General features: G+C 61.3%; 15 protein-coding genes. 9 read left to right on the forward strand and 6 right to left on the reverse strand.

What is annotated here, in order from left to right:
* Positions 1-8 precede the first annotated feature (8 nt).
* The 5 genes from EGO55_RS16065 to cyoA are packed head-to-tail and all read right to left on the reverse strand — an operon-like array spanning position 9 to position 4,998.
* Positions 9-755, reverse strand: coding sequence for an SURF1 family protein (locus EGO55_RS16065; RefSeq protein WP_021688355.1), 747 nt, complete (start codon positions 753-755; stop codon positions 9-11).
* Positions 752-1,159 (reverse strand): cytochrome o ubiquinol oxidase subunit IV, encoded by a 408-nt coding sequence (gene cyoD, locus EGO55_RS16070; RefSeq protein WP_021688354.1) that lies wholly within the window; start codon positions 1,157-1,159, stop codon positions 752-754. The genes EGO55_RS16065 and cyoD overlap by 4 nt, the downstream gene beginning before the upstream one ends.
* On the reverse strand, positions 1,159-1,785 hold the full coding sequence (cyoC, locus tag EGO55_RS16075) for a cytochrome o ubiquinol oxidase subunit III (protein WP_021688353.1): 627 nt from the start codon (positions 1,783-1,785) through the stop codon (positions 1,159-1,161). Before cyoC ends, cyoD begins: the two co-directional genes overlap by 1 nt.
* Before the next feature lie 4 nt (positions 1,786-1,789).
* Positions 1,790-3,796, reverse strand: coding sequence for a cytochrome o ubiquinol oxidase subunit I (cyoB, locus tag EGO55_RS16080; RefSeq protein WP_021688352.1), 2,007 nt, complete (start codon positions 3,794-3,796; stop codon positions 1,790-1,792).
* A 17-nt stretch (positions 3,797-3,813) separates the two neighbouring features.
* Positions 3,814-4,998 (reverse strand): ubiquinol oxidase subunit II, encoded by a 1,185-nt coding sequence (gene cyoA, locus EGO55_RS16085; RefSeq protein ID WP_040714748.1) that lies wholly within the window; start codon positions 4,996-4,998, stop codon positions 3,814-3,816.
* Between the two features lie 168 nt (positions 4,999-5,166).
* On the opposite strand from cyoA, the gene EGO55_RS16090 reads away from it, so the two are divergent.
* The 9 genes from EGO55_RS16090 to EGO55_RS16130 all read left to right on the forward strand — a co-directional run bounded on the left by EGO55_RS16090 (position 5,167) and on the right by EGO55_RS16130 (position 15,597).
* On the forward strand, positions 5,167-6,492 hold the full coding sequence (locus EGO55_RS16090; protein WP_021688350.1) for an MFS transporter: 1,326 nt from the start codon (positions 5,167-5,169) through the stop codon (positions 6,490-6,492).
* Positions 6,493-6,645: 153 nt separating this feature from the next.
* A complete protein-coding gene (locus tag EGO55_RS16095) occupies positions 6,646-8,388 on the forward strand; it encodes an SLC13 family permease (protein WP_021688349.1) in 1,743 nt (580 codons plus the stop codon).
* A gap of 98 nt (positions 8,389-8,486) precedes the next feature.
* Positions 8,487-8,945 carry an RrF2 family transcriptional regulator gene (locus EGO55_RS16100; RefSeq protein ID WP_021688348.1) on the forward strand — a complete coding sequence of 153 codons (459 nt, stop codon included), beginning with the start codon at positions 8,487-8,489 and terminating at the stop codon, positions 8,943-8,945.
* Positions 8,946-9,073: 128 nt separating this feature from the next.
* On the forward strand, positions 9,074-10,123 hold the full coding sequence (locus EGO55_RS16105; RefSeq protein WP_021688347.1) for a sulfate ABC transporter substrate-binding protein: 1,050 nt from the start codon (positions 9,074-9,076) through the stop codon (positions 10,121-10,123).
* A 17-nt stretch (positions 10,124-10,140) separates the two neighbouring features.
* Positions 10,141-11,007, forward strand: a complete 867-nt coding sequence (gene cysT / locus EGO55_RS16110) for a sulfate ABC transporter permease subunit CysT (protein WP_283234536.1) — start codon at positions 10,141-10,143, stop codon at positions 11,005-11,007.
* Entirely contained in the window at positions 11,004-11,846 is an 843-nt protein-coding gene (gene cysW, locus EGO55_RS16115) for a sulfate ABC transporter permease subunit CysW (RefSeq protein WP_021688345.1), read from the forward strand. The genes cysT and cysW overlap by 4 nt, the downstream gene beginning before the upstream one ends.
* Positions 11,843-12,889 carry a sulfate/molybdate ABC transporter ATP-binding protein gene (locus EGO55_RS16120; RefSeq protein ID WP_021688344.1) on the forward strand — a complete coding sequence of 349 codons (1,047 nt, stop codon included), beginning with the start codon at positions 11,843-11,845 and terminating at the stop codon, positions 12,887-12,889. The genes cysW and EGO55_RS16120 overlap by 4 nt, the downstream gene beginning before the upstream one ends.
* Positions 12,890-12,891: 2 nt before the next feature.
* A complete protein-coding gene (locus EGO55_RS16125; protein ID WP_021688343.1) occupies positions 12,892-13,074 on the forward strand; it encodes a YezD family protein in 183 nt (60 codons plus the stop codon).
* Between the two features lie 87 nt (positions 13,075-13,161).
* The gene (locus EGO55_RS16130) at positions 13,162-15,597 is read left to right on the forward strand and encodes a TonB-dependent receptor (RefSeq protein WP_021688342.1); all 2,436 of its coding nucleotides are present in this window, start codon (positions 13,162-13,164) and stop codon (positions 15,595-15,597) included.
* Between the two features lie 55 nt (positions 15,598-15,652).
* On the opposite strand, the gene EGO55_RS16135 is transcribed toward EGO55_RS16130, so the two are convergent.
* Positions 15,653-16,702 (reverse strand): SDR family oxidoreductase, encoded by a 1,050-nt coding sequence (locus EGO55_RS16135; protein WP_021688341.1) that lies wholly within the window; start codon positions 16,700-16,702, stop codon positions 15,653-15,655.
* Positions 16,703-16,783 lie beyond the last annotated feature (81 nt).

A 16,783-nucleotide genomic window follows, 5' to 3' on the forward strand; every position in this document is an offset into this window, starting at 1 on the left:
CGCGGGGCTTACCTGTCGGCTGCGGACCCGTCGGTTGCGGGAACGCGCAGAACGTACCATGCGCCCCATCCAACGAGCAATGCCAGCGCAAACCAGGTGAGAGCATAGACCATGTGGTTATCGGGAAAATGCAGCACGGTCAGCCCGCCCACCGGAAAGCCGCCGGGGTTGGCGGTGGCATCGGCATCGATGAAATAGGGGGCCGCCCGGGGCAGGGCGCGGGCGCGGGCAATGGCGGTGACATCGCGCGAATACCAGCGATCTGCCGCCGCATCGTTGCTGCGCAGGAATCCGCCGCCCGGTTCCGATATGCGCAAAAGGCCGGTCACTGTGGTCGCGTTCGTGCCGTTGCCCTCGGTCCGGGTGGCGGGATCACGCTTGTCCGCAGGCACGAAGCCCCGGTTGACCAGTACGGTAAATGTGGGGGTTACCAGCGGGGTAAGCACCCAGTAGCCGCCACCCAGGGCGGTGACCGCCTGAACCCGTGTCTCGCGATCATGCTGGAAATGTCCGGTTACGGTGACCCGGCGATAGCTGTCTTTTTCAGCGGAGATTGCGGGCCAGCTTTCCGGCCCCGGTGCGGCAACCGGCGGATTGTAGGCCCGTTCCGCCACAGCGGCGATCAGTGCGTGTTTCTCTTCGCGCCGTTCGAGCTGCCACAGGCCCAGCGCAACCAGCCCGGCGGCAACGAGTATCGCCACCCCTGCGATCACCGCGCGACGACGCGGGGATCGGGGGTGGCGCGCCGATGTCATGGCAATTGGCTCACATCATGGACGGGCATCATATTGGTGTGCAGGTGGTGCATGACCCACAGCGAACCGGCCAGCATGATGACGACGACAATCAACGTGAAGACCAGCGTCGTCAGCGTCCATCCCCCTTCGGCCTTCGGGCTCATGTGGAGGAAGTAGACCATGTGTACGATCACCTGGACGATGGCGAAGGCGACAATCACCGCAGCGGTCAGGCCGGGGCTCAGCGTCCCGGTCATGACCAGCCAGAACGGTATGGCCGTGAGGATCACCGACAGGATGAACCCGGTGGCGTAATCCCGCATCGATGCATGGGGAATCCCGTCATCGTGATGATGATCGCCCGCGTGGGTGTGGGCACCAGTGTGGGCAGGGGCGTCGGTGTGGTGGGGGGTCTGGCTCATCACAGCATTCCCAGAAGATAGACAAATGTGAAGACGCCGATCCAGATGACGTCGAGGAAGTGCCAGAACAGGCTGAGGCAGGCGACGCGGCGCCTGTTGGCCTGAATCAATCCGTGGCGGTTCAGTTGCACCAGCAGCGTGGCCATCCAGACAAGGCCGAATGTCACGTGCAGGCCGTGCGTGCCGACCAGCGTGAAGAACGCCGAAAGGAACGCGCTGCGTTGCGGGGTGGCGCCGATGTGGATCAGGTGATGGAACTCGTAAAGTTCAATCCCGAGGAACGCGAGGCCGAACAGCCCGGTCACCACCAGCCAGGTCTGCGTCTGGCGCAGTTTGCCCTGCTGCATGGCCAGCATGGCGAAACCGTATGTGATCGACGAGAACAGCAGCATCGCGGTGTTCAGCGCGATCAGGTTCAGGTCGAACAGGTCCTTGGGGCCGGGACCTGCGGCGAAGTTGCCGCCCAGCACGCCGAAACAGGCAAACAGGATCGCGAAGATGAGACAGTCGCTCATCAGGTAGATCCAGAAACCCAGCATCGTGCTGTGGCCTTCGGGGTGGGCGTGTTCGTCCAGATCGTAGAACGCGGCCTGTTCGCCGGAGGGGGAAAGAGGGGCAGTGCTCATGTCATCAGGCTCCGGCGGCCAGCTGGCGGGTTCGCGCATCTTCGGTTTCCGCCACGGTTGCCGCGGGAATGTGGAAGTCGCGCTTGTAATTGAACGTATGCGTGATCGCGCCGCCGATCAGGGCGATGAAGCTCAGCCCGGCAAGCCACCAGATGTGCCAGACCAACGCAAAGCCGCAGACCAGGCTGATCCCGGCCAGAATAATTCCGGCGCCGGTATTGCTGGGCATGTGGATGTCGCGGAAGCCCGACAGTGGCCGCGCGGCACCACGCTGCTTCATGTCCTGCCACGCATCGAGATCATGGATCACCGGTGTGAAGGCGAAGTTGTAGTCTGGCGGGGGCGAACTGGTCGCCCACTCCAGCGTACGGCCGCCCCACGGATCGCCGGTTTCATCGCGCAGTTCGTCGCGCTTCCAGATGCTGACCGCGAACTGGATCAGCATGGCAAGGATGCCCACCGCGATAACCGCCGCACCGATGCCGGCAATCACGAACCAGATCTGCAACGACGGATCGTCGAACACCCGCATGCGGCGTGTCACACCCATGAGGCCAAGGATGTAAAGCGGCATGAAGGCAAGCCAGAAGCCGACGACCCAGCACCAAAAGCTGATCTTGCCCCAGAACACGTCGAGCTTGAAGCCGAAGGCCTTGGGCCACCAGTAGTTGATCGCGGCAAACAGGCCGAACAGCACGCCGCCGATGATCACGTTATGGAAGTGCGCGATCAGGAACAGCGAGTTGTGCAGCACGAAGTCTGCGGGCGGCACGGCCAGCAGCACGCCGGTCATCCCGCCGATCACGAAAGTCAGCATGAAGGCGACCGTCCACATCATCGGCAGATCGAAGCGGATACGGCCACGGTACATCGTGAACAGCCAGTTGAAGAGCTTGGCCCCTGTCGGGATCGAGATCACCATCGTGGTAATGCCGAAGAAGCTGTTGACGCTGGCCCCCGATCCCATCGTGAAGAAGTGGTGCAGCCACACGAGATAGCTGAGGATCGTGATACAGATCGTGGCGTAAACCATCGAGGTATAGCCGAACAGGCGCTTGCCCGAGAAGGTCGAGGTTACTTCGGAGAACACGCCGAACAGCGGCAGGATCAGGATGTAGACTTCGGGGTGGCCCCAGATCCAGATCAGGTTCACGTACATCATCGGGCTGCCGCCGAAATCGTTCGTGAAGAAGTTCGTGTCGACGTAGCGGTCAAGGCTGAGCAGGGCGAGAACCGCCGTCAGCACCGGGAACGAGGCGACGATCAGGATATTGGCGCAGAGCGAGGTCCAGGTGAAGACGGGCATCTTCATCAGGTTCATGCCGGGCGCGCGCAGTTTCAGGATCGTGACGATCAGGTTGATGCCTGACAAGGTTGTCCCGACCCCGGCTATCTGTAGTGCCCAGATATAGTAATCCACGCCGACATTGGGGCTGTAGGCGATCCCGGACAGCGGCGGATAGGCCAGCCAGCCGGTCTGCGCGAATTCCCCGATGAACAGCGATACCATGACCAGAACGGCGCCAGCCGTGGTCATCCAGAAGCTGAAATTGTTCAGGAACGGGAACGATACGTCGCGCGCGCCGATCTGTAGCGGCACGATGTAGTTCATCAGCCCGGTAATGAACGGCATCGCCACGAAAAAGATCATGATCACGCCGTGCGCGGTAAAGATCTGGTCGTAGTGATGGGCGTTCAGGTACCCTTCCGAACCATGAAACGCCATGGCCTGCTGGATGCGCATCATGATTGCATCGGCAAACCCGCGCAGGAACATGACCAGTCCCAGGATCATGTACATGATCCCGATCCTCTTGTGATCGACCGTGGTGAACCACTCTTTCCAGAGATAGCCCCACAGGCGGTATTTGGTCAGCAGGGCCAGCATCGCGATCCCGCCGATCGCCACCGCGATAAAGGTGAAGATCAGGATCGGTTCATGCAGCGGAATGGCCTCGAGCGACAGGCGGCCGAGGATGGGTCCGGTTTCGGGTGCGGGATGCGGTGTCATAATATACTCGGGCGCGATCAGAAGGCGGGACGCGACACGGGGCCGCGATTGTCGAACAGAGCCAGCGACGTGCCGTGCGGGGCATCGCCCGGACGGGACAGCCCCTGGCCGGTCAACGGCTGGTGATCGACAGGGTTGATCGGAAGCTGCGCAGGCGATGCCATCGGTGTCGTGCAGGTGGAGGCGACATAGCGCACTGGCCTGACGGCGGCGGTGCCGCGCGCGGCGAACTTGTCATAGGCGAGATCGCGCACGTTATGGATACCTGCAAGGCCCATGCCGCCGCGCGCATCGGCGGCCATCATGTCATGCATGCACATCTTGCCGGGTTCGACGCAGAGATTGACGACCAGATCGAACAGGCCCGGCTCCACCGTGGCGAAGCGACGGACGGGCTCTTTCTCGCTGGGGCGTTCGAGCTGGAGATAGGCTGCACGGTCCAGCGTGCCGCCCGCGCCCTTGGCCTGCGCGATCCACTTGTCAAACGCGGCATCGTCGAGGCTCTTCACGGCGAAACGCATGTTGGAGAACCCGGCGCCGCTGTAATTGGCGGAAAAGCCCATGAAATCGCCCGGCTCATTCATCACGCCGTGCAGCTTCGTTTCCATGGCGGGCATGGCGTAGATCTGCCCGGCCATGGCCGGGATATAGAACGAATTCATAACCGACGAGGCCGAGATGCGGAAACGCACGGGGCGATCGACAGGAACCGCCAGTTCGTTCACGGTGGCAATGCCCTGTTCCGGATAGATGAACAGCCATTTCCAGTCGAGCGCGACAACATTGACGTCGAGCGGTTTGACTTCGGCCACCACCGGCTTGTCCACATCGGTGCGCGCAAGCGGGCGATAGGGATCGAGCAGATGGGTCGCGACCCAGGTAATCGCGCCGAGGCAGATGATGATCAGCAGCGGGGCGGCCCAGATCACCAGTTCGAGTTGGGTGGAGTGGTCCCAATCCGGTTTGTAGGTCGCTTCCTTGTTGGCCGCGCGATAGCGCCAGGCGAAGAAGATCGTCAGCGCCATCACCGGGATGATGATCAGCAGCATCAGCAGCGTGGAAATGACAATCAGGTCGCCCTGCTGGCGCGCGATGTCGCCAGCGGGGTCAAGCACTACCAATTCGCCGCAGCCAGCGAGAAATGGCACGATGGCAAGCGCGGACAGCGGCCGGAGCCGCGAAGCGATTCGTGGAAAGGGCATCAGCATGCCCGGGCGCCTAGGCCTGCTATGTTGCACCGCACATAGGACATTTTGTCCAATCCCTTCCTGACGATCAGTGTCTAAGGGGGCACGTCTATGTTGCGGGTGCGAAGCCTGCGTTTCAAAGATTCGTGCCGCGAAAGCGGACTTATGCTACAGGATTAATCCATGAGCGCCGATATTGTGCCAACCGTTCAGGCCGAAAACGATGCCCGGCTCCATGATGCCGATGGCCATCGCATTGCGCCGGGCGAGATCGCCATCGGGGTAATTATCGGCCGCACATCGGAATTCTTCGACTTTTTCGTCTATGCGATTGCTTCGGTTCTGGTTTTTCCGAAGGTGTTCTTTCCCTTCGTCGATCCGTTGACGGGCACGCTCTATTCCTTTGGCCTGTTTGCGCTGGCATTCCTCGCCCGGCCCGTGGGGACGATGATCTTCACTGCGATCGACCGGGCCTATGGGCGCGGCGCGAAGCTGACGATTGCCCTGTTCCTGCTGGGCGGTTCCACGGCGGCGATCGCCTTCCTGCCCGGCTATGAAAGCATCGGGATCGCGGCCGTGCTGCTGCTCGCGCTGTTCCGCATGGGGCAGGGTGTGGCGCTGGGCGGTTCGTGGGATGGCCTCGCATCGCTGCTGGCGATCAATGCCCCGGAAGGGAAACGCGGCTGGTATGCCATGATCCCGCAACTGGGCGCGCCGCTGGGTCTGATTGTCGCCAGCCTGCTGTTCATGTTTCTGGTTTCTGCGCTTTCGGCGGAGGACTTCCTTGGGTGGGGCTGGCGTTATCCGTTCTTCGTGGCCTTCGCGATCAACGTGGTGGCGCTGTTCGCGCGTTTGCGGATCGTGGTGACGCCGGAATATGCGCGGCTGTTCGAAGACCGCTCGCTGGAACCGGCATCGGTCATGCAAACGATCCGTTCGGAATGGCGCCTTATTGCCATTGGCGCATTTGCCCCGCTGGCCAGCTTTGCCATGTTCCACATGGTGACGGTCTATCCGTTGTCCTGGGTGTTCCTGTTCACCGAAGAATCCCCCTCGCGCTTCCTTGCGATCGAAGCGATGGCTGCGGCGCTGGGCGTGGTGGCCATTATTGTCTCGGGCTATCTGGCGGACCGGTTCGGACGGCGTACCGTTCTGGGTGTCACCGCAGCGGCTATCGCGGCCTTCAGCGGTTTCGCGCCGCAATTGCTGGACGCGGGCGAAGCAGGTGAAGCGGCGTTCATGTTCATTGGCTTCGTGCTTCTCGGTCTGGCATTCGGCCAGTCTTCGGGTGCGCTGTCGTCCAGTTTTTCGCGCCGCCATCGCTACACCGGGTCGGCGCTGACATCCGATCTCGCGTGGTTGTTCGGCGCGGGTTTCGCGCCGCTGGTGGCGCTGTGGCTGTCCAGCCAGTATGGCCTGCTTGCGGCCGGTGGATACCTGCTGTCCGGCGCGATCGTGACGCTGCTTGCGCTCTGGCTCAACGCCGAACTCGGTCGTTCGATCGACTGATCGGGGAAGGGCGGGGGGTGTGATCCCCGCCTTGCCACAGCCCCTGTCCGGCAGGCGCTTGCGTCGCCACCAGCGCGCTATTCTATCGACAGGGAATGACGTTTCGGGTCCAGACCGCTAATCAGGCGCGAGAATCACGGTCCGGGACGTCGCATGACCTTCGATCAATGGATGATCATTGCCATCCTGCTGACCATGCTCGTCGTCTATGCGACGGAGCGGTTTCGCGTGGAACTGGTCGCCATGTGCGGTCTGGCAGCGGGCTATCTGACCGGCGTGGTGCCGGTGCAGAACATGTTTGCCGGGTTTTCCAGCCCGGCCGTGATTACCGTGGCCGAAGTCCTGCTGATCGTGTCCGCCTTGTCGGCTACGCGCGTGATCGACGATGTCGCCCGCCGCATTGCTGGCCGCACCACGAACGAGATCGCGGTGCTGGCCGTGCTGTGCTGCACCGGGGCGTTCATATCGATCTTTATGAACAATATCGGCGCGCTGGCGCTGATGTTCCCGGTGACCCTGTCCGTCTGTGCGCGGCTGAATATCCCGCCTGGACGCGTCTTGATGGCCCTGTCTTTCGCGACATTGCTGGGCGGAACCTGTTCGCTGACGGGAACGCCCGCCAATCTTGTGGTGAACCAGTGGAAGATTGCGGAAACCGGTGCTTCGTTCGGTTATTTTGAACTCGCGCTGGTGGGTGGGCCGGTGGCTTTGGCGGGGCTGGCCTGCATCATTCTCGCCGCGCCGCGCCTGTTCCGCCATTTCGCCGCGCCGGAAACACCCTTTGAAACCGGGCCGACCGATTTTCTGGCCGAAATGGAAGTGCCCGATGGTTCGCCGCTGGTCGGCATGCATCTGCCACAGGCGGAAGACCGGCTGACGATTGCGATCCACGGGGTGCTGCGGCACGGGGCGCATGTCTTCGCCCGGCGCGGGGATATCGTTCTGGCGCCGGGGGATGCGCTTCTCGTGGAAGCGGGTTTGACGCATCTCGACGAATTGCAGGACAACGGCACCCTGCAGGGATACCACTTTGAACGGCACCCGGACGATGGGCCGGTTGAACGGATGGAAGTGGTTGTGATGCCCGAAAGCCTCCTGCTCGGCTCGCGTATCAGCGATGTCATGGCCTTTGCCGAACGTCCGGTGCGCGTGGTTGGCCTGGCCAGCCGCCGCCGCCGGATCGAGGGCCGGTTCGAGGATTTGCAGATCGGTATGGGCGACGTGCTGGTGCTGGCCGGTGAACGGGCTGCGATGCGCGAAGTGGCCAATGACTGCGGGGTTCTGCCGCTGTCGTCCCGGCGGGCGCCGCGCCGCGCCAGAGCGGCGTGGCCCAGTGTCGCCGCCTTCGCTGGCGGTATCCTGCTGACCGCGTTCGACATCGTGCCGGCGGAACTGGCCTTCGGTGCCGTGGTCATCGCCATGGTCATGCTGGGTAGCCTCAATTTGCGCAGCGCGTTGCAGGATATGAACTGGACGATCGTGCTTCTGCTGGCCTGCATGATCCCGCTGGGGCTCGCCGTTGAAGATACCGGCGCTGCGCGTGTGATTGCCAATGCACTGGCCGAGTACCTGCCGTCCACCCATCCGGCGATGGTGGCGACCATGGTATTGTTACTGGCAGTGACTATCACGCCGTTTATCGACAATGTCTCGACCGCCGTGGTGCTGAGCCCGATTGCCGTAGGGGTGTCGTCACGGACCGGGATACCGGTCGAACCGCTGCTGATGGCGGTTGCGATTGGCGCTTCACTCGATTTTCTGACGCCGTTCGGGCATCACAACAACACGGTCGTGATGGGCGCGGCGGGGTATCGGTTCCGGGATTTCCCCCGTCTGGGCGCCCCCTTGCTGGCGATCTGCGTCAGTGTCGCGATCGCCTGCTTCATGCTGATGTAACGGCTGCCGGCAAGTGGGCGGGAAGACCGCAGTCTTGCAACAATTATTTGTGTGCCGTAAAGCCTAGTTTGCAAATAGGGAAAATCGGCGCGGTTCATATGATATCGAACAAGGCAAAATATGCATTCCGGGCATTGCTCGCTGTGGCATCTGCACCCGAGGGTGAATCGCTGACCAGCGCGGAAATCGCGCGCCGCAATTCTATCCCGCACAAGTTCCTCGAACAGATCCTGCTCGATCTGAAAAAGGCGGGCATTCTGGACAGTCGCCGTGGCAAAAGTGGCGGATATGTGATGCTTAGGCCCGCTGACACGATCAGTTTCGGGGAAGTGCTGCGCCTGTTCGAAGGGCCGTTGGCGCCGTTGCCCTGCCTTTCGCGCCAATCCTATCGCAAGTGTGAGGATTGCGAGAGCGAAGTGCGCTGTGAAATCCGCCGGGAGTTCGGCCGGGCCTATGAGGCGAGCCGCCAGGTTCTCGATTCGCGGACGATTGCGGACGCCTTGCGCGATGGCGCTTCCATCCCCGAAATACGCCACGACGACCGTCTGGCGGGGTGATTGACCGGGGGTAGGCAAATATCGACTTGCTAATCCCTACTACTTAGATAGAGATAATGGGGTGTGTTGAGCGCGCCCTGATTCGTCGCCCCGAAAAGGCCGGTCCGGGCTGTCGGGAGTGAGACGTAATGACAGGATTTCGGACAATCCGTGCATGGGGGGTAACTGCGCTTGCTGCGGTCAGCCTCGCCAGTCTGGCAGCCTGCTCCGGCGGGAACGACGGGAAAGACGGCGCCGCAAAGATCGAGTTGCTGAACGTTTCCTACGATCCGACGCGTGAGCTGTACGAAGCAATCAATCCCAAGTTCGCTGCTGAATGGAAGGCGGAAACGGGGCAGGACGTCACCATCAAGATGAGCCACGGCGGTTCGGGCAAGCAGGCCCGGGCGGTGATCGATGGTCTCGATGCCGATGTGGCGACGCTGGCGCTGGCCTACGATACCGATGAAATCGCGCAGCGGACGCAGGCTTTGCCCAAGACCTGGCAATCGCGCCTGCCGCACAACAGTTCGCCCTACACCTCGACGATCGTTTTCCTCGTTCGCCACGGCAATCCCAAGGGGATCAAGGACTGGAACGATCTGGTGAAGCCGGGCGTGGCGGTAATCACACCCAATCCCAAGACCAGCGGCGGTGCGCGCTGGAACTTCCTGGCGGCATGGGCCTATGCCGAGAAGGCCTATGGTTCGGATGCGGCGGCGGAAGATTTCGTGCGCAAGCTGTTCGCCAATGTGCCGGTGCTGGATAGCGGTGCACGCGGTTCGACCACCACATTTGTGGAGCGCGGTATCGGCGATGTCCTGTTGGCATGGGAAAACGAGGCGTTCCTCGCCCAGAAGGAATTGGGCAAGGGCAAGTTCGACATCGTCGCGCCTTCGCTGTCCATTCTGGCGGAACCGCCGGTGGCGCTGGTTGATCGCAATGCCGAACGCCACGGGGCGACCAAGGTTGCAAACGCGTACCTCAAGTATCTCTACACGCCTGAGGCACAGGATATCATTGCCAAGAATTACTACCGGCCGATCGATGAAGCGGTGGCGGCGAAGTACGCGGCCGTGTTTCCGAAAATCGAACTCGTCACTGTGGATGGAGAGTTCGGTGGCTGGCAGGCCGCCCAGAAGAAATTCTTCAGTGAAGGCGGTGTGTTCGACAAGATCTTTGCAGCAACGAAGCGCTGACAGCCATGGATATCGCATTGAGCAGTCCACTGCAGGTGCCACTGGACACCCCGCCAAAGCGGCGTAGGGCCCGCTCGGTCATTCCGGGTTTCGGTCTTACCATGGGCCTTACGCTGGCCTGGTTGTCGCTGATCGTCCTGATCCCGCTGAGCACGGTGTTTGTGCGGTCTGCCGGGATGGGGCTGCAGGATTTCCTCGCCGCCGGTTTTTCGGACCGCGCCCTGGCCGCTTACAAGGTGAGCTTCGGGACAGCCTTTCTGGCAGCGGTGGTGAACGGTGTATTCGGTTTGCTGACCGCATGGGTGCTGGTTCGCTACAGTTTCCCGGGCAAGCGCATCGTCAATGCGCTGGTCGATCTTCCCTTTGCCTTGCCGACCGCCGTTGCCGGTATCGCGCTGACCGCGATCTATGCAGGCAATGGCTGGGTGGGGCAGTTCCTTGAACCGCTGGGGCTCAAGGTGGCCTATACCCCGCTGGGCATCGTGGCTGCGCTGATCTTCATCGGCTTGCCTTTCGTCGTGCGGTCGGTTGAGCCGATCCTTGAGGATTTCGGTGTCGAACTGGAAGAAGCGGCGCTGTCGCTGGGCGCGCGGCCTTGGCAGGTGTTCCTGCGGGTCATTCTGCCTGCGATCCTGCCGGCCTTGCTCACCGGTTTCGCGCTCGCTTTCGCGCGTGGCGTCGGGGAATACGGTTCGGTGATCTTCATTGCAGGGAACATGCCCTACAAGTCGGAAATCGCGCCGCTGCTGATTGTGACCCAACTCGAACAGTATGACTATGCAGCCGCAACCGCGATTGCGACGGTCATGCTGGTCGCTTCCTTCGCGATCCTGCTGCTGATCAATGTCGTGCAGGCGTGGAGCCGCAGGAGGATGGCGGCATGAACGGTATACTGGCCTTGTCCAGAGCGCTCCGTGCACGGCACCTGCTGATCGCGGCGGCCCTCACATTCATCGCGCTTTTCCTCGTCCTGCCGCTGGTTTCTGTCTTCGCGCAGGGGCTGGCCAAAGGATGGGCTGCCTATGGCAGTGCGCTGATCCAGCCCGATGCGCTGTCGGCCATCAAGCTGACGCTGCTGGTCGCCGCGATCAGTGTTCCGGTCAATATCGTGTTCGGCATCGTGGCTGCCTGGGCCATCGCCAAGTTCGATTTTCCCGGCAAGAGCCTGCTGATCACGTTTATCGATCTGCCGTTCTCGGTTTCGCCGGTAGTGGCCGGGTTGATCTATGTCCTGCTGTTCGGAGCACAGGGCTGGGTTGGCCCGTGGCTGCGCGAACATGATATCCAGATCATCTTCGCGGTTCCCGGGATCGTGCTGGCCACGATTTTTGTGACGTTCCCCTTCGTGGCGCGTGAACTGATCCCGCTGATGCTGGAACAGGGCCGGGATGACGAGGAAGCGGCCCTGTCGCTCGGGGCCAGTGGCTTCCAGACATTCCTGCGTGTGACCTTGCCCAATATCCGCTGGGGCCTGCTTTACGGGGTGTTGCTCTGCAATGCGCGGGCCATGGGGGAATTTGGCGCGGTCTCGGTCGTGTCGGGGCACTTGCGGGGATTGACCAACACGATGCCGCTGCATGTCGAGATTCTCTACAACGAATACAACTTCGTCGCCGCCTTTGCCGTCGCCTCGCTGCTCGCCTTGCTGGCACTGGTGACGCTGGTTCTGAAATCCATTGTCGAATGGCGATTTGACTATCACCGCGGGAGTGCCGGACATTGATCAGGCTCGATAATATCAGCAAGCGCTATGGCGGCTACCAGGCGCTGGACAGCATCAATCTCGACGTGCGCGACGGGGAATTTCTCGCCCTGCTCGGTCCGTCGGGTTCGGGCAAGACGACCCTGTTGCGCATTGTCGCCGGTCTCGCCTTTCCGGATCAGGGCTCGGTCCTGTTCAACGGCGAGGATGTGACCGATCTCAAGGTGGCGGAACGCAAGGTCGGCTTCGTGTTTCAGCACTACGCCTTGTTCAAGCACATGACCGTGGCGGACAACGTGGGTTTCGGCCTGTCCGTGCGGCCGCGTCGGGCCCGTCCCTCCAAGGATGCGATCCGGGCGAGGGCGGAGGAACTGCTCGATCTCGTGCAATTGCGCGGGCTGGGCAATCGTTATCCCGCGCAGCTTTCCGGCGGGCAGCGCCAACGTGTCGCGCTGGCCCGGGCGCTGGCGGTGGAGCCGCAACTGCTTCTGCTCGACGAACCGTTCGGGGCGCTGGATGCACAGGTCCGCAAGGAATTGCGCCGCTGGTTGCGCCACCTGCATGACCAGATGGGGCTGACCTCGATCTTCGTGACGCACGATCAGGAAGAAGCGCTGGAACTGGCGGACCGGGTGGTCGTGATGGATCACGGGGTGATCGAACAGGTCGGCACGCCGGAAGACGTCTATATGGCGCCGCGCAGCCGGTTCGTATCCACCTTCGTGGGGGAAACCAACAGCCTGCCCGTGTCGATCCGTGGCGGACAGACGCATTTCTTCGACCGCCATATCGATGTCGCTGCCGAACGTGTTCCGGATGGCAATGCACGGCTGGATTTCCGGCCGCATGACGTGGTCGTCTGTGGTGAACAGCCCGGCAGTTTGCCGCTTCTGGTGACGGGTGTTTACCGGCGCGGCGGCGAATGGCGCGTCGAAGGGGAATTAATCGGCGTAGACCGGACAATAGAGGTGAATCTGGATGCCAACCAGCCCGCGCCGGAAGTCGGAAAGCGGCTGGGTATCAAGGTAAAACGCGCAAAAATCTTCCAGCTTTCGGAGGCGTAGAAATGAGTACGATCCAGCTTGCCGGCGGCATCAAGCCGGACAAGTTTCAACATGTCGAGGAAAGCCTCGCCAATATTCGGGAAGCACTGCTTTCGCTGCGGTTCGGTTCGATCGCCATTACGGTTCATGAAGACCGCGTGGTCCAGATCGACATTACCGAGAAGAAGCGTCTTCGCCCGAGCTGAAGAACAAAAGTACTGTAAATAATAGTAAATTTCAGGTGCTGACCGGTCGGCCGGAGGCATCGTGATCCATAACATGAGGAAAAATCGATGATCTCCAGAGCTTTGCTTCTGGCGGGGGCGGCGTACGTCGTTCTCTCAGCCACGCCTGCGCTTGCCGAAACGGCAACCGACAGTGTTACAGACAGTGTTGATGAGCAGCAGAAAACGTCGGTCGGAACCGGCGCCAGCGACCGTTCTGACGAAATCCTGGTCACGGCCCGCCGGCGTCAGGAAACCGCGCAGGAAGTCCCCCTGGCGATTTCCGTGATCGGTGGGGAACACATCGACAATACCGGCAGCTTCAACGTCGGCCGTTTGCAGCAACTGACCCCGACACTGCAGTTCTATTCGTCCAACCCCCGCAACACTGCCGTCAATATCCGCGGGATCGGGGTGCCGTTCGGTCTGACCAGCGATGGCTTTGAACAGGGCGTCGGCATTTACGTCGATGACGTGTACAATTCGCGCGTCGCTTCGGCGACGTTCGACTTCCTCGACGTGGCCCAGATCGAAGTGCTGCGCGGCCCGCAGGGCACGCTCTACGGCAAGAACACCACGGCCGGTGCGATCAACATCACGACCAACCAGCCGACTTTCGATTTTGAAGGCAAGGCGGAAGTCAGCATCGGCAATCTGAATTTCAAACAGGCCAAGGCTGCCGTATCCGGCCCGCTGTCTGAAACGGTTGCCGCGCGTCTCGCCGTGTCGTCCACCAGCCGCCGGGGCACGATTTACAACGCTGTTACCGACAAATGGATTCAGAGCCAGGACAACCTCGGTCTGCGCGGGCAGTTGCTGTGGAAGCCGACCGAAAATCTCAGCGTCACACTGGCCGGCGATTACAGTCGGCAGGATGCCGAATGCTGCGGTTCGGTGTTCGTCAAGGTCGGCAAGACCGAGCGTGCGGCCAATCGCCAATTCTGGGCGCTTGCTGCGGCACAGGGTTATACGCCCATCAGCACCAATCCCTATGACCGGGTGACCGATCTCGACGCTTCGCTCAATGCAGGCAACAAGATCGGCGGCGCATCGCTGAAGGTGAAATGGGACGTCGGTCCGGGCACGCTGACATCGGTCACCGCCTGGCGTTTCTGGGACTGGAAGCCCGAGAACGACCGCGATTATACCGGGCTGCCGATTGTCACCAAATCGCAGAATCCTTCGCAACAGGATCAGTATACCCAGGAACTGCGGTATAACTATTCCAGCAAGAACATCGATTTCGTGATCGGCGCCTTCGCGTTCCACCAGCGGATCGATACGCAGGGTACGGAATCGCACGGTGCTGCGTCCAGCCGCTGGAACCTGAGCGGCGCTCTGGCTTCGGACAAGTCGGTTCTGGATGGTTTGACCGCCCGCAACACCCAGTGGCTCAAGAGCACCAGTGTGGCGCTCTACGGCCAGCTGAGCTGGAAGGTGACCGACAAGTTCACCATACAGCCTGGTCTGCGGCTGAACTACGACAAGAAGAAGGGCTTCTATCAGCGCGAAGTGTTCGACGGGCAGGGCAATCCGGTCCTGTTCAAGGACCCGGTGACCGGCCGCCCGCTGACCGATCCGGTTCTGGATGCGCGCGTGATCGCCCAGCGCGGCATTTTTGCACCGCAGGTCAGTTCGCCGTCGTTTTCGGACTGGAATCTCAGCTATGACCTGACGCTGAGCTATGAGGTTGTGCCGAACGTTCTGGCTTATGCGACATATGCCAAGACCTTCAAAACCGGGGGGATCAACCAGAACGGTCTGCCGGCGGACAGTGCGGGCAATCCCATTCTCGCGGCCGGTTCGATCAAGCCGGAAACCGTCAACCACTATGAAGTGGGCATCAAGGCCCAGTTCCTCGATCGCAAAGCTACCCTGAACCTGTCCGCATTCCGGACGGACATCAAAAACTATCAGGCAACGGTCAACAATGGTCAGTTCGGCGTGTTGCGCGGTTATCTGGCGAATGCCGGGGCCGTGCGGACGCAGGGTATCGAAGCAGACTTCTCGTTCCGTCCGAGCGAACGCTTCAATATCTACGCGAACGGTGCCTATACCGATGCGACCTATCGCAAATTTGTGGATGCTCCTTGCCCGCCCGAACGGTCTGGCGGCAGCGCGAGCCCGCAGAACTGCGATATTTCGGGTTCACGCCTGCCCGGCGTTTCGAAATACTCGCTGTCGTTTGGTGCGGAAGGCAACGTGCCGGTCAACCTGCTGGGGCAGGATGGGCAGGTCTATCTCGGTTATGACGGCAACTACCGTTCGAACTTCTCTTCGAACCCGACCCCGTCGCAGTACACCTGGATCAAGGGCTATTCGCTTTCGAACTTCCGTGTCGGTTTCCGCACCGAAAGCGGCTTCGATATCTATGCCTGGGTGCGTAACGCCTTCAAGGAAAACTACATGGAGCAGCTGATTGTCGGGTCGGGTAACACCGGGCTGATCGTCGGCCTGCCGGGCGATCCGCGCACCTGGGGTGCAACGATCAAGACACGCTTCTGATCGAACAGGGCCGGCTCCGCACAGGTGCCGGCCCTGCATTACGCCCAAGGGTTGATCAGGCCTGTACAGGCGCGTTCAGCGCGTACCATTCCATCGCTTCGACAATCCCCTGCCGGATGTCGTGCGTGGGCTTGAATCCCAGCAGACGCCCCGCCTTGGCGATATCGGCTTGCGAATGGCGCACATCCCCGGCACGAAAATCCCTGAAGACCGGTTCGCGCTCGTAGTGAATCTGCCGGGCGGCCAGCGCATCGCGCAATGCGGCAAACAATTCGGACAGCGTTGTCCTGTCTCCCACCGCGACATTGTAAACCTCGCCCTGCGCATCGTCGCCAGCGAGGGCGGCGCGCAGATTGGCCTGAACCGCATTGGCGACGTAGCAGAAGTCGCGGCTGGTTGCGCCGTCGCCGTTGATGACGACATCGTCGTTGGCGATCATTGCGGCGGTCCATTTGGGAATGACCGCGGCATAGGCGCCATTCGGGTCCTGCCGTGGGCCGAACACATTGAAATAGCGAAGCCCCGTCGCACGAAAGCCGTAACAGCGCGCATAGACCGCCGCATAATGTTCGTTGACCAGCTTGGTCACCGCATAGGGCGAAAGCGGGTTGCCGATCCGGTCTTCCTGCTTGGGCAGCGCGGCTTCATCGCCATAAGTTGAACTGGATGCCGCATAGATGAAGCGGTGGACGTGGGCGCGTCGCGCGGCGTCCAGCAGATTGAGATAGCCGGTAATGTTGACATCATGTGATGTCAGCGGATCGGCCAGCGAACGCGGCACCGATCCCAGCGCGGCCTGATGCAGGACGATGTCGACGCCTGTGACCGCGCGTTCGCAGATGGCGCGATCGCGAATGTCGCCTTCGATGAAGGTGAAATTACGCCAGAATTCCGGCCCGATCCGGCTTTCCACTTCCGCCAGATTGTGGCGATGGCCAGTGGCGAAGTTGTCCAGACCCACGACTTTCTGCCCGCAAGACAACAGGACCTCGAGCAGATTCGATCCGATGAATCCGGCGACCCCGGTGACAAGCCAGATGTGGCGTTTCGACGTTAGTTTATGAGTGACTTCCTGCAGGGCAGGAAGCGCGAGCCAATGATGCATGATGGTTCCTTGGAAGCCGCGCCTGACGGCGCAAATCGCTAACTAACAATCGCATAACCGAAAAAAAGCGCCAGTTCGGCA

Origin of the sequence: Caenibius tardaugens NBRC 16725, assembly GCF_003860345.1 — a bacterium.
In the GTDB taxonomy this organism is placed as follows: Bacteria; Pseudomonadota; Alphaproteobacteria; order Sphingomonadales; family Sphingomonadaceae; genus Caenibius; species Caenibius tardaugens.